The organism is Bradyrhizobium erythrophlei (genome assembly GCF_042430365.1).
Taxonomy (GTDB): domain Bacteria; phylum Pseudomonadota; class Alphaproteobacteria; order Rhizobiales; family Xanthobacteraceae; genus Bradyrhizobium; species Bradyrhizobium erythrophlei.
Genome location: NZ_JBHMET010000063.1, coordinates 21,020 through 32,362 on the forward strand (window position 1 = coordinate 21,020; position 11,343 = coordinate 32,362).

The window sequence follows — 11,343 nt, forward strand, 5'->3', positions numbered from 1 at the left end:
AGCCGATTCAGTGTCGGACGCCGCCCGCGCCGCGAAGCGAGGGCGGCTTATTGGCGACGGTCAGGCGGCGGGCCTGAGCTTGCCGGGCGCAGTCCATTCGGCGCCTTTCATGAAGGAGTCGTTCGGCGTCTGCGCAAGATGGTTGGTGTAGTTGGAGATGAGCTTTGTCGCGGCGAGCACGAGCACGTCGAGCACCGCCTGATTGTCGTAGCCCGCGGCCTTGAAGGCGGCGACGTCGGCTGCGCTCACCGCACCGCGCTGACGGGTGACCTTGGCGGCAAACTGGCGCAACGCCTCGAGCTTCGCATCGGCGATCGGGCGGCCTTCGCGGACCGCCGCGATCGCCTCGTTGTCGACCTTTGCCATGCGCGACAGGTTGGTGTGACCGGCCATGCAATAGGTGCACTCGTTCTCGTAGATGATGGCGAGATAGACGATGTTGCGCTCCTGCGGCGTGAAACTCGTCTTCTCGGCGATGCCCCAGAGCGTGCTGTAGGCCTCGAGCGCCGCCGGGCTCTCGGCGAGGACGCGGTGCAGGTTGGGCACGAAGCCCCACGCCTTTTGGACGCCGTTCAGGATGTCGGCAGAAGCCGCCGGCGCGGTGGTAGTTTCGTGAAGCGTGAATCCGTTGATCATTTCTCTTCTTCCTTTTTGAACACTGAACGATGTGGCCGCAGCATCATCCATTCCCCGACCCTGCGGCAGACGCGACGTAGCGATATCATTCATTCCGGCAGGGAATGGACCTCGTTGCGGCAGATCAGCCGCCGACTCCGTCAAGTGTCGCTGCGCGTGGGGGCCGTCTCCCTATTCCGTGCAGGAATATGTGTTATTGCGAGGATCGGTCTGCCGAGGTCGTCCCTTGCACAGCACTTAGCTGCTCACCCCGTTTTTCTTGCTCGGAGGTCTTTCCATGACATCGAAGCATCCGGTCGTGATTGCCGAACCGGTTCGTACAGCCATCGGAACATTCGGCGGCACGTTGAAGGATATTCCGGCCGTTGAGCTTGGAGCGACAGCCATCAGCGCCGCTCTTCAACGATCTGGCCTGCGGACGGACGAGATCGGAACAGTGGTGATGGGAAACGCCGTGCAAGCCGGTAACAAGATGAATCCCGCACGGCAGGCCGCGATCCACGCGGGGCTGCCGGTCCAAGTCCCCGGCATGACCGTGAATCGGGTCTGTGGCTCCGGTGCACAAGCGATCGTCTCCGCAGCGCAAGAAATTCTGATGGGTTCTGTGGATACGGCCATCGCGGGCGGCATGGAGAACATGGATGCAGCGCCGTATCTGGTACAGCGTGGCCGGTGGGGTCACCGCATGGGCGACGCGGTCCTCTACGACAGCGTGCTGCGTGACGGGCTCAACGACGCGTTTTCGGATGCACACTCGGGTTGGCATACGGAAGATCTGGTAACGAAATTTCAGATCAGTCGCGCAGCCCAAGACGAATGGGCGCTGCGCTCACATCGGCGCTTCTCCGCCGCGCAGGCGGCCGGAAAGTTCGCTGGCGAAATCGCACCCGTTGAAGTTCCTGGGCGGAAGGGCCCGAGCACGTTCGAAGCGGACGAGCATAACCGGCCGGACACGACAATCGAGGCGCTGAGCAAGCTGAAGCCGGTCTTCCGCGATGGTGGCACGATCACGGCAGGCAATGCCCCAGGGCTGAACACGGGCGCGGCGGCCATGGTGCTGGCGAGCGAAGCTCATGCAGATAGACGTGGTCTGACGCCCGTCGCGCGTCTCGTGGCGTACGGCATCGCTGCGGTCGAGCCGGGTCTATTCGGCCTCGGGCCGATCCCCGCTGTCAAACAGGCGCTGACGCGCGCCGCCTGGAGCAACGGCGACGTCGAGCGCATCGAAATCAACGAGGCCTTCGCCGCCATAGCGCTCGCAGTCATCCGAGAACTGGGACTGCCGCCCGACATCGTGAATGTCGAGGGTGGCGCGATCGCACATGGTCATCCGATCGGTGCGACAGGCGCTGTGCTAACAGCCCGACTTCTCCATTCGATGCGTCGGGACGGCCTCAAGAGAGGTGTCGTGACGATGTGCATCGGCGGTGGCCAGGGAATCGCACTGGCCCTCGAGATGATCGCTTAGCGGCTTGCCAGAATTATCAACGCAGCGGCCGCGCCTCATGAGGAGAATCGATATGAACGCCGAACCAGGTGAGACGCAAAAATCACCTTCACGCTTCACGCACCCGGAATGGCCTTACCAACCGAAGTTCAAGCGGGTCAACGGCTGGCGCATGCATTACATCGACGAGGGCGCCGGCGATCCGGTAGTTCTCCTGCACGGCAACCCGGCATGGGGCTTTCTGTACCGCAGGTTCGTGGGGCCGCTGACGGCGGCGGGCCGGCGCGTCATCGTTCCTGACATGATTGGGTTTGGCCTGTCTGAGAAGCCCGTCCGGGAACAGGCGCACACGCTCGATGGCCATATCGCGAACCTAACGGGATTGCTGAGGCAGCTCAATTTGCGCAACGCCACAATGGTCTGCCACGACTGGGGCGGACCAACCGGTCTCGGGTTCGCGCTCTCGAATCCCGGCCGCGTCCGCGCTCTGGTTATCATGAGCACGTGGGCATGGCCCCTTCCTCCGGCCGAATTCCACAAGCGGATATTCCCTTGGCGCATGATGCACGCGCCCGTCGTGGGTCCGTTTCTCCTCGGACGCCACAACGCCCTCGCTGGCCGCGGCATGTATTTGTCGGTGGTCGACCGGAAGAAATTCGCGGCCGAGGCTCAACGCATCTACGAAGACATACTGCCGGATCCGGGATCGCGTCTCCTGACGTGGACCTGGCCGCGCTGGATCCCGCTTGAAGATAGCGCGCGGGGCTTTTCGCGCTTCGAATGGCTCGAGCGCGAGCTGAGAAAGGCGAAATTCCCGACGCTTCTTGTGTGGGGCAGAGAGGATGAAGTGTTCGATCACAAGACGTTCGCGACGCGCTTCAAGGAGCTCTTGCCGCATGCCGAGGGACCCGAACTCGTGACGGGTCGACATTTCCTGCAAGAGGATTCCGGTACCGAGATCGCCGAGAGGATCAACCGTTTCCTCGACCGCATCGAGGGGAGATAGTCATGACGCGGATCGAAATCATCGATAATCCTGAGCTCCACGGAACAAGAAGGGCGCTGGTGCTGACCGAGGATCGGGTCGGGCACTACCCCGAATTCCGGGATTTCTTCGTGCGCCGCTTCGCTCTGGATTCCGCAGGTTTGTCGCGGCCTGGCTACGTGCGGGCACCTTCTGGAATGATCTACGCGCTCGTGTTCATTGGGCGGAGCGGTGAGCCGTTTCCGGACGGGCTCGAGATCTACGCCCTGCCCTATGCGCTGGAGACCTTGGACGACACCAATGTCGATAGCGATTTGTGGGCGCTGCTCAGGTGGATCATCGAAGGCGTCGGCGGCGAATGGCGCGTCGAGGACCTGGACGCAACCGGGCGACTCTATCAGCTGAGCGCCGCAGGTGCCGGATAAAGAGTGCGGCGCTCGCCTCTCCTCATTCGGCGGCGAGCGCCGTGAACTCTCCGGCCTCGTGCAGGATCACGCCCGACAGCGGATCGAACTGCCCCACCCAGGGCTCGCGCGCGAGCACTGCTTTGGTGTGGGCGTAGCCCGCGTCCCAGCGCTGTTTGATGCTGGCGTGGCTGAAATCGACGTCCTTGGTGTGGTCCTCGTAGTCGAGTTGCGGAGCCAGAAGCTGCACCACATGCATCCGGGTCTGGCAGCCGTAGCTCATCAGTTCGCGCACCTCAGGCCTGACGCGCTCAGCGTCCGGCAACCGTGCGGCGAGCTCGTTGATCACGTGGCGCAACCGGTGCGCCTGCTGGTGCCGGGTGATCTGGCTTGCGATCCGGCTGGAGTATTGGACGTCCTTGTGGCGGTTGAGAACCTCCGCCATCGTGCTCGGCTCGGCCCCCACCGGATTCCAGAGATGGACCGTGAAGATGAGCGAGTCCCTGCGCGGGTTGTCGTCAAACACCACCTCGGTTGGGGTGTTGGAGAGGATGCCGCCGTCCCAGTAGAGCTCGCCGTCGACACGCACCGCCGGGAATGCCGGCGGTAGCGCACCGGACGCCATGATGTGCTTCACATCCAACCTGCAGCGGCGGCTGTCGAAATACGTCATCTGGCTGGTGCGCACATGCGCCGCCCCGATCGTGAGGCGCGGCGTGCCTTTGTTGATCAGATTGAAATCGACGAGTTCGGAGAGAGTGGCCTCAAGCGGCGCCGTCGAATAGTAACCGGCGTGATCTGCGCCGAGCGGGTAGAAATCGCCGACATGGGCGAGCGGATTGGGCGTGAAGAAGCCGGGAATGCCGCGCGCCAGCGTCGTCCAGTAGGACCATTTATCGCCGAACCCCGGCAAGACGCCGCGCATGTCCCAGAGCGGCGCACGCTGCACCCTGCCCCAGAACTCGACGAGGCGAGCCAACCGATCCTGCGGCGCATTGCCGGCTATCAGGCTCGCGTTGATCGCCCCGATGGACGTCCCGACGATCCAGTCCGGCCCGATGCCGGCTTCCTGCAGCGCCTGGTACACGCCGGCCTGGTAGGATCCCAATGCGCCGCCGCCCTGCAGCACGAGTACGACCTGGCCCGGGAGGCTGGCCCGGTCCGATGTGCGGCTTTGCGAGGTAGCCGCCGTCCGACCTTCGATCGGTTGCTCCATTCGAGACATCCTGTTCCGCTTGTTCGGATTTGGTTGACCGAGCTCGATTCAATGTCTTGGCAAGGCCCTGTCAACTCCGCAGGGTGCACAGGCGGCCTTCGCTTTCATCCCCTGCCGTGGAAGACGCAGCGTAGCAGCATCTCGAGATGCGGCGCGGCGATAATGGCGAGGCTCGCCACGGCGCTGCCCGTCATCGCATACGCGAACAGCGCATCCCTTGCCGTTCCGCTCAGGGTCTGAATCAGTTCGATCGCGGCGGCTTTCGCGCGAGTCGTACCACTCACGCCCGCACCGGCGCTCCGGACCCGCATCGCGATCGAGTGTTCATGGCTGCTCATTGCCTGCTCTCCTTTGCCGGACAACCGCTTGGATGGCTGGAGAGATGGCCAATTCTCGCGCGGCATGGCAGATAGGGCAGAGCGATAGCGCTCATTCCTGCGGAGAATAGGATGGATCGTCTGGCTTCAATGGAGACGTTCGTGCGGGTCGTCGAAACGGGGTCCTTCTCGGGGGCGGCCCGGCAGCTTCGGGTGGGACAACCGGCGGTCTCGAAGTCGGTCGCACAGCTCGAGGAGTATCTCGGCGTCAAGCTGCTGACGCGCTCGACGCGCGGCCTCACTCCGACGGAAGCCGGGCTCGGCTATCTCGAGCGCGCCAGGCGCGCCCTTGAGGAAGCCGCCGAAGCGGAGCTCGCCGCACGCGGAGCCGGTGCCGGGCTGAAGGGCAGATTGCGCATCTGCGCCGCGGTGACCTTCGCCCGCATCCATCTCATTCCGCTCTTGCCGAAATTCCTGGCGCAGCATCCGGAGCTGGAGCTGGAGGTCGTCTTGGACGACCGCCAGATCGATCTCGTCCAGGAGGGGATCGACGTGGCGCTTCGGATGGGGAAGATGACGGATTCGACGCTGACCGCCCGCCGTATCGCAAGATGCAAGCGCCTCGTGTTGGGCACCCCGGCCTATTTCGATCGCGCGGGCACGCCGTCGACCCCTAGTGAACTCAGCAAACATCAGGCCGTCATTTACCTCCAAGAAGGCAGCATCTGGTCGTTTCGGCGCGAAAGCTCCGAATTGGCCGTCACCGTTCAAAGCAGACTGCGGGTGACTGCTGCGGAAGGCGTCAGGGCTGCGGTGCTCGCCGACGTCGGCCTCTCGATTGCGTCGGAATGGATGTTCAGCCCTGAACTACGATCGGGCGCCGTGCGTGCGGTCCTATCGGAATGGACGCTTCCGGTCCTCGACCTGTGGGCCGTGCTTCCGACCGGGCGCTCCGCGACCGCCAAGGCGCGCGCGTTCGTGGACTTCTTCGAACGTACATTCAACGGATGACCGAGCAAGCCGGCTGCTGCAGCCATAAGCGCGGTCGATGAGACGAACGAGCATGTCTTCGATCCCGGGCGGCATTCAGCGCTTGAGGTGAGCGGGTACGGTGACACGCAAGGGAGTTGCTCATCCCGAGCCTCCTGCCAGGGAACGTCGCCATGACCCGCACATCGATCCTCGATCGTTCAATCCGCACCGCTGCCGCAGCTATCGTCTTTATCGGCCTGCTTTCGCCTGCAAACGCCGCCCATCAGCACGATGCTGCCAGCGTCTTCCCCGATCTGGCGATCAGCGCGACCGCAGATCATCCCGACGCCAAGGCGGCTGCAGGGAGCCGGTCGCTGATCCTGACCTCACGCCTGCCCTGGCTTGTTCCGGTCGGCCATCGGCAACCGCAACGGGCCGACGCCCCTCAATCGGAGGCCGTGTCGGCATGGGAGCGTCAGCAGCGGCAGTTCGACCAGGAGCTCGACCGCAAGCTGATCATTTGCCGCGGATGCTGAGCCCCCCGCGGTTATTCCCGGCGGGAATAATGGCTAGTCGAACGGCCCCGCTACCCGGCATGGCGGTCTCCTTTAGCTTGCTGCGTGTGAGTTCAACAAAGCGGACGGCGCCGCCGTCCTCCACGCAAAGGCCCAAAGGAGAACCGTCATGTCGCTTCAAGCCAAGCTTGATGCTTTCAAAGCCGATTTCGAGGCCGGAAAGCCGCCTTACAATGTTCCTCGCTCCGTCATCGAGACGATGCACCGCGCCACCGCAGAATTGATCGAGTCAGGGGCCGCCCAGCGCGCCAAGAAGGCCGGCGATGTCGCCCCGTCCTTCTCGCTGAAGGATCCGGAGGGCAACATCGTCAACTCGGCTGATCTCCTGAAACGCGGCCCGCTGGTCCTCAGCTTCTACCGCGGCGTCTGGTGCCCCTACTGCAACATGGAGCTGCAGGCGCTCGAAGCCGCCAAGCCGGAATTCGACAGATACGGCGCTTCGCTCGTCGCGATCTCGCCGCAGACCGCGCCGAACAGCCGCAAGTCCGTGCGCCAGAACAAGCTCAGCTTCCCGATCCTGTCGGACGCGAAGGGCAAGGTCGGCGCCGCGTTCGGACTGCGCTTCGACCTGCCCGACTACCTGGTCGAGCTCTACAAGCAGCTGAAGAACGATCTGCCGACGTTCAACGACGATCCGAGTTGGACGCTGCCGATGCCGGCCCGTTACGTCATCGGACAGGACGGCGTGATCCTCTACTCCGAAGTGAACCCCGACTACACCCGCCGGCCCGAGCCTGAAGACATGATCCCGGTCCTTCAGCGGGCGGCCGCCGTCAAGGCGTGACGGCATGAGGCGGCCGGTGGGGCGCAAGCTCTTCGCGACCATCGGCCGCTGTCTTTAACCCGATCTGTCCCAAAGGAAACGACGATGTCCAAGCTGTTCACGCCGGCCCAGGTCGGCCCCTATCGATTGTCCCATCGCGTGGTGATGGCGCCGCTGACGCGGATGCGCTCCGATCCCGGCGATATTCCGAGCGATCTCATGGTCGAATATTACACTCAGCGCACCTCCGAGGGCGGTCTGATCGTCTCCGAAGCCACCCCGGTCTCGATCCGCGGCAACGGCTATGCCGGGGCGCCGGGCATCTACTCGGATACTCAGATCGCCGGATGGCGGCGCGTCACCGACGCGGTCCACGCCAAGGGCGGCCGCATCTTTCAGCAGTTGTGGCATGTCGGCCGGCAGTCGCATGTCGACCTGCAGCCGAACGGGGAAGCGCCGGTCGCGCCTTCTGCGATTGCAGCCGAGGGCTACGCTTACACCAAGCGCGGCGAAGCCCCGTTCTCGATGCCGCGCGCCCTCGAACTGCATGAGATCCCTGATATCATCGAGGAGTTCCGATCCGGCGCCGAGCGCGCGCTGCATGCGGGTTTCGATGGCGTCGAGATTCACGGCGCGAACGGCTACCTGCCCGATCAATTCCTGCAGGATGGCACCAACAAGCGCGCGGACGAATATGGCGGCAGAATCGAGAATCGTGCCCGCTTCCTGCTCGAGGTGACGCAAGCGGCAATCTCCGCCTGGGGTGCCGATCGTGTGGGTGTCCGCATCTCGCCGAGCGGCACGTACGGATCCATGTCGGACAGCAATCCGCCCGCAACCTTCGGCTACGTCGCGAGAGAGCTGGATCGCCTCGGTATCGCTTACCTCCACGTCGTCGAGCCGCGCATCAAGGGCACCGAGGAGATCTCGCATGGCCAGGCGCCGATCGCCGCCCAGCATCTGCGGCCGAAATTCTCGCGGACCTTGATCGCGGCCGGCGGCTTCGCACCGCATTCAGGGGAGACCATCGTCGCGGCCGGGGACGCCGACCTCGTCGCATTCGGCCGTCACTTCATCTCCAACCCGGATCTGCCCGAGCGGCTACGGCTCAGCCTTCCGCTCAACCGCTACGATCGGTCGACCTTCTACGGCGGCGACGCGCGCGGCTACATCGACTACCCGGTGGCCGAGGTCGCGCCGGCGGACTGAACAGCACCTCGTCACGAAGCTTCGCTAGGCCAGCGACGGCGCATCACCGCGCCTCGCTGGCCTGGGCTCGACAGGAGGATCCACTTCGGACGTCTCCGCAGGCTTCGCATCGGCAGGTGCTGCAGGCCTGGCGAAGACCTCTCGGCCCGACGGCTCCTGCATCTTGCGCCATTGGGCCGGCGTGATGCCCATGTGGCTTTTGAAGGCGCGCTGGAAGGCCGCTTCCGATTGATATCCAACCGCCTCCGCCACCGCGCCGGTCGAGAGGGAAGATTTCCTCAGTTCGTTCGCTGCGAGCGTCATCCGGATGTCGGTCAGGAGATCGGTGGCCGACCGCCCCAGCTTCTCTTGGAATTGGCGGGCGAGCGTGGCTCGCGACATGTTGCACAGACGCGCGAGATCCGGCAGCGACCATGCGCGCGCAGGCTCGTTGAACAGAGCCGCCACCGCCGGCGCCAGGCGGGGATTACCGGCCAGAGCGAGGAGACCCCGAGGGGCGTCGTCCGTCTCGCTGGCGAGCCGCAGCACAAGCGTGAACATAGCGGTCGACAGCGCGTTCAACATCGCGCGTCCGCCCAGGTGATCGTCCGCGGACTCGCTTCGCATCAGCGCGACAAGGCCTGCGAGCTGCGCGGCCGTTTCCTTCTGTCCAGCGTGAGTGCCGGCGTGCACGATGAGGCGCGGCGGCAGATAGCTGCGCAGCAAGCGGTCGTGCGGCGGAGCGACGGCGAAGTGTCCGCACAACAGATCGAGCCGTTCGTCCGAACCGAGATTTTCGCTGATCGTGAAGTTGAGGGACGCGCGGTTACGGGCCGGCAGCGGCGCGGCCCCGCTGCCGTCGTGCATCACGTGCCGCGGGTTGCCGGGGAGCAGCAGGATGTCTCCGCGCTTCAGCTGCAGCGGTCGGCCCCCCGCCGGATCTTCCAGCGTCGCCGAGCCGGCGAGCACGGCGTGATACGGGATCTCGTTGGCCTCACCGGGCCCCTGATCGATGCGCCAGGGCGCGCCGTAGGAGCAGCGCAGGTCGAGCCGCCCGCGCATCGGCATCATCTCGAACAGCCGGCTAAGCCAGTCCATGGCTATCTCCTGAAGTGACGAGATATGAGACGATTGAGCATATAGGAGAGATCTTACGACATTCAACATCTCATTTCACGGCCATAGTGTCTCTCCGCAATCGTTCACCAACCCAACCAAGGAGTGCCACCATGTCCCGTCTTTCAGTCCCCAACCTCGAATACGCCGCTGGCGCATCCGGCCAGGTCTACGCGCAGATCAAGAAGGCGATCGGCAGCGTGCCGAACACCTTCGCGGCCATCGCTGCCCATGGTCCCGCCGCGCTCAAGTCGATCCTGGCCGCCGATGCGGTGCTCGCAGCGGGCAGCCTGACCAAGCGCGATCAGGAGGTCATCAAGCTCGTCATCAGTTCCGCCGGCGGCTGCGACTACTGCGTCGCCGCCCACAACCATCTCGCCAAGCTCGCAGGCGTGAAGCCGGAAGAGCTTAAGCAGATCCGCAAGGGGCAGCCCACCGGTGATGCCAAGCGCGACGCCCTGGTCGGCTTCGTCCGCAAGCTTGCGCTGTCCAGCGGCACCGTCCGCGACGAGGATTTCGCCGCGATCAAGGCCGCCGGCTACAGCGACGCGCAGCTGGTGGAGATCAGCCTGGCCTTCGCGACCACCGTCTTCACCAACGTCTTCAACCGCATCAACGACACCGAGATCGACTTTCCCGCAGTCGCGTGAAGCGACCGCGCGCCGTCAGATCATCTTGAATGAAAGGATCACGACCATGACCACGCTTGCCAACACCACTCACAATCCCCTTGTCCGCGCGCTCCACAGGTCCGGCCTGCTCGCGGAGGATCTCGACTACCACGTCGTCCGGGCCTCGATGGTGATCATGTTCCTCTTCTTCGGTTACCAGAAGTGGTTTCCGTACGAGTTCGAGAGACTGGTCCCGTTCATCAGCAACGGGCCGCTGATCTGGTGGCTGTATCCAGTGTTCGGCCACGCCGGCGCCAGCTACTTCCTGGGCCTGTCGGAGTGGACGTTCGGGGCCCTGCTGCTCGCGGGCTTCTGGGACAAGCGGCTCGGCGTTCTTGGCGCCCTCGGCTCGACCGGCACCTTCATCGCAACCGTCACCATCATTCCGCTCATGCCGGAGGGCTGGGACATCGCCGCGGGAGGCTTCCCTGCGATGACGGGCAACGTGCCCTTCCTGATGAAGGACGTCGTTCTGCTCGCCGTCTCGCTCTACCTCCTGAGGCAGGACGTAGTTCGCCTGACGCGGCAATAAGGTGGCACTCTGCTGATGGCGATGCGTCGCCGGCGAGCCTTCCGCTCGCCGGCGATTGCGCGTTCGGCAAAGCTGCACGGTGCGGCGGTCTCGGTCGGCGGCGTGTCGTCGTCGTCCATGGTCATCTCGAGCCAAATTCTGCGCAGCGGCGCCCGTCGGTGCTTGAGCCGGCTGCCTCCCTTGGAGATGACCTTGAAGCGTTCGCCGATCATCATCTGGACGGTCGGCGGAAGAGCAACCGTGGAGATCGAGATCATCCCGGCGATGCGATCTCCCTCGGCATCGAGTGACCCGACGCAGAGCGGAGCCGCAATGGTGTCGGGAGGATTGGGCGCCTTTCTCTCGCTTACCGCGTTTCGCGAGTGATCCATTTGATACGCAGCGTAGGGCCTCACTGATTCTCGCGGCCTCATCGATCTGAGCGGAGACCTCGTCGATGTCGCCCACAAGCTGTTGGCCTTGTTTGCCGGGAAGAGCTATCGACGGTTTTTGTCGCGACGAGGGATACCGGCACGCGATTG

At 64.2% G+C, this 11,343-nt stretch carries 14 protein-coding genes; 10 read left to right on the forward strand and 4 right to left on the reverse strand.

The window, feature by feature from the left end:
* Positions 1–60: 60 nt before the first annotated feature.
* Positions 61–636 (reverse strand): carboxymuconolactone decarboxylase family protein, encoded by a 576-nt coding sequence (locus tag ACFFWD_RS11450; protein WP_376964998.1) that lies wholly within the window; start codon positions 634–636, stop codon positions 61–63.
* A gap of 277 nt (positions 637–913) precedes the next feature.
* Between ACFFWD_RS11450 and ACFFWD_RS11455 the strand changes: the two genes are divergently transcribed.
* Genes ACFFWD_RS11455 through ACFFWD_RS11465 form a run of 3 tightly spaced genes read left to right on the forward strand, consistent with a single transcriptional unit; the run spans position 914 to position 3,493 of the window.
* Positions 914–2,104 carry a thiolase family protein gene (locus tag ACFFWD_RS11455; protein WP_376965000.1) on the forward strand — a complete coding sequence of 397 codons (1,191 nt, stop codon included), beginning with the start codon at positions 914–916 and terminating at the stop codon, positions 2,102–2,104.
* A 52-nt stretch (positions 2,105–2,156) separates the two neighbouring features.
* Entirely contained in the window at positions 2,157–3,089 is a 933-nt protein-coding gene (locus ACFFWD_RS11460; RefSeq protein WP_376965002.1) for an alpha/beta fold hydrolase, read from the forward strand.
* Positions 3,090–3,091: 2 nt separating this feature from the next.
* Positions 3,092–3,493 carry a hypothetical protein gene (locus ACFFWD_RS11465; RefSeq protein ID WP_376965004.1) on the forward strand — a complete coding sequence of 134 codons (402 nt, stop codon included), beginning with the start codon at positions 3,092–3,094 and terminating at the stop codon, positions 3,491–3,493.
* Positions 3,494–3,515: 22 nt separating this feature from the next.
* On the opposite strand, the gene ACFFWD_RS11470 is transcribed toward ACFFWD_RS11465, so the two are convergent.
* Together ACFFWD_RS11470 and ACFFWD_RS11475 are read right to left on the reverse strand one after the other, a co-directional pair.
* Positions 3,516–4,688, reverse strand: a complete 1,173-nt coding sequence (locus tag ACFFWD_RS11470; protein ID WP_376965006.1) for a patatin-like phospholipase family protein — start codon at positions 4,686–4,688, stop codon at positions 3,516–3,518.
* Positions 4,689–4,792: 104 nt separating this feature from the next.
* Positions 4,793–5,026, reverse strand: coding sequence for a hypothetical protein (locus ACFFWD_RS11475; protein ID WP_376965008.1), 234 nt, complete (start codon positions 5,024–5,026; stop codon positions 4,793–4,795).
* Positions 5,027–5,137: 111 nt separating this feature from the next.
* Between ACFFWD_RS11475 and ACFFWD_RS11480 the strand changes: the two genes are divergently transcribed.
* The 4 genes from ACFFWD_RS11480 to ACFFWD_RS11495 all read left to right on the forward strand — a co-directional run bounded on the left by ACFFWD_RS11480 (position 5,138) and on the right by ACFFWD_RS11495 (position 8,524).
* Positions 5,138–6,016, forward strand: a complete 879-nt coding sequence (locus tag ACFFWD_RS11480; RefSeq protein ID WP_376965010.1) for a LysR family transcriptional regulator — start codon at positions 5,138–5,140, stop codon at positions 6,014–6,016.
* Positions 6,017–6,168: 152 nt separating this feature from the next.
* Positions 6,169–6,513 carry a hypothetical protein gene (locus ACFFWD_RS11485; RefSeq protein WP_376965011.1) on the forward strand — a complete coding sequence of 115 codons (345 nt, stop codon included), beginning with the start codon at positions 6,169–6,171 and terminating at the stop codon, positions 6,511–6,513.
* A 148-nt stretch (positions 6,514–6,661) separates the two neighbouring features.
* On the forward strand, positions 6,662–7,336 hold the full coding sequence (locus ACFFWD_RS11490) for a peroxiredoxin-like family protein (protein ID WP_376965013.1): 675 nt from the start codon (positions 6,662–6,664) through the stop codon (positions 7,334–7,336).
* Between the two features lie 84 nt (positions 7,337–7,420).
* Entirely contained in the window at positions 7,421–8,524 is a 1,104-nt protein-coding gene (locus ACFFWD_RS11495) for an alkene reductase (RefSeq protein ID WP_376965015.1), read from the forward strand.
* A gap of 24 nt (positions 8,525–8,548) precedes the next feature.
* On the opposite strand, the gene ACFFWD_RS11500 is transcribed toward ACFFWD_RS11495, so the two are convergent.
* Positions 8,549–9,601, reverse strand: coding sequence for an AraC family transcriptional regulator (locus ACFFWD_RS11500; RefSeq protein ID WP_376965017.1), 1,053 nt, complete (start codon positions 9,599–9,601; stop codon positions 8,549–8,551).
* Between the two features lie 131 nt (positions 9,602–9,732).
* On the opposite strand from ACFFWD_RS11500, the gene ACFFWD_RS11505 reads away from it, so the two are divergent.
* The 3 genes from ACFFWD_RS11505 (at position 9,733) to ACFFWD_RS11515 (ending at position 11,188) form a co-directional block, all read left to right on the forward strand.
* On the forward strand, positions 9,733–10,269 hold the full coding sequence (locus tag ACFFWD_RS11505; RefSeq protein WP_376965019.1) for a carboxymuconolactone decarboxylase family protein: 537 nt from the start codon (positions 9,733–9,735) through the stop codon (positions 10,267–10,269).
* A gap of 46 nt (positions 10,270–10,315) precedes the next feature.
* Complete coding sequence (locus ACFFWD_RS11510) at positions 10,316–10,822, forward strand: YkgB family protein (RefSeq protein WP_376965021.1); 507 nt, start codon at positions 10,316–10,318, stop codon at positions 10,820–10,822.
* 192 nt (positions 10,823–11,014) lie between these two features.
* Positions 11,015–11,188: a hypothetical protein gene (locus ACFFWD_RS11515; RefSeq protein WP_376965023.1), complete on the forward strand. Its 174-nt coding sequence runs from the start codon at positions 11,015–11,017 to the stop codon at positions 11,186–11,188.
* The last annotated feature ends 155 nt before the right edge of the window (positions 11,189–11,343 follow it).

Coding starts and splice junctions, on each gene's coding strand:
- ACFFWD_RS11450 (WP_376964998.1), bottom strand. CDS start 636: ATGATCAACGGATTCACGCTTCACGAAACTACCACCGCGCCGGCGGCT.
- ACFFWD_RS11455 (WP_376965000.1), top strand. CDS start 914: ATGACATCGAAGCATCCGGTCGTGATTGCCGAACCGGTTCGTACAGCC.
- ACFFWD_RS11460 (WP_376965002.1), top strand. CDS start 2,157: ATGAACGCCGAACCAGGTGAGACGCAAAAATCACCTTCACGCTTCACG.
- ACFFWD_RS11465 (WP_376965004.1), top strand. CDS start 3,092: ATGACGCGGATCGAAATCATCGATAATCCTGAGCTCCACGGAACAAGA.
- ACFFWD_RS11470 (WP_376965006.1), bottom strand. CDS start 4,688: ATGGAGCAACCGATCGAAGGTCGGACGGCGGCTACCTCGCAAAGCCGC.
- ACFFWD_RS11475 (WP_376965008.1), bottom strand. CDS start 5,026: ATGAGCAGCCATGAACACTCGATCGCGATGCGGGTCCGGAGCGCCGGT.
- ACFFWD_RS11480 (WP_376965010.1), top strand. CDS start 5,138: ATGGATCGTCTGGCTTCAATGGAGACGTTCGTGCGGGTCGTCGAAACG.
- ACFFWD_RS11485 (WP_376965011.1), top strand. CDS start 6,169: ATGACCCGCACATCGATCCTCGATCGTTCAATCCGCACCGCTGCCGCA.
- ACFFWD_RS11490 (WP_376965013.1), top strand. CDS start 6,662: ATGTCGCTTCAAGCCAAGCTTGATGCTTTCAAAGCCGATTTCGAGGCC.
- ACFFWD_RS11495 (WP_376965015.1), top strand. CDS start 7,421: ATGTCCAAGCTGTTCACGCCGGCCCAGGTCGGCCCCTATCGATTGTCC.
- ACFFWD_RS11500 (WP_376965017.1), bottom strand. CDS start 9,601: ATGGACTGGCTTAGCCGGCTGTTCGAGATGATGCCGATGCGCGGGCGG.
- ACFFWD_RS11505 (WP_376965019.1), top strand. CDS start 9,733: ATGTCCCGTCTTTCAGTCCCCAACCTCGAATACGCCGCTGGCGCATCC.
- ACFFWD_RS11510 (WP_376965021.1), top strand. CDS start 10,316: ATGACCACGCTTGCCAACACCACTCACAATCCCCTTGTCCGCGCGCTC.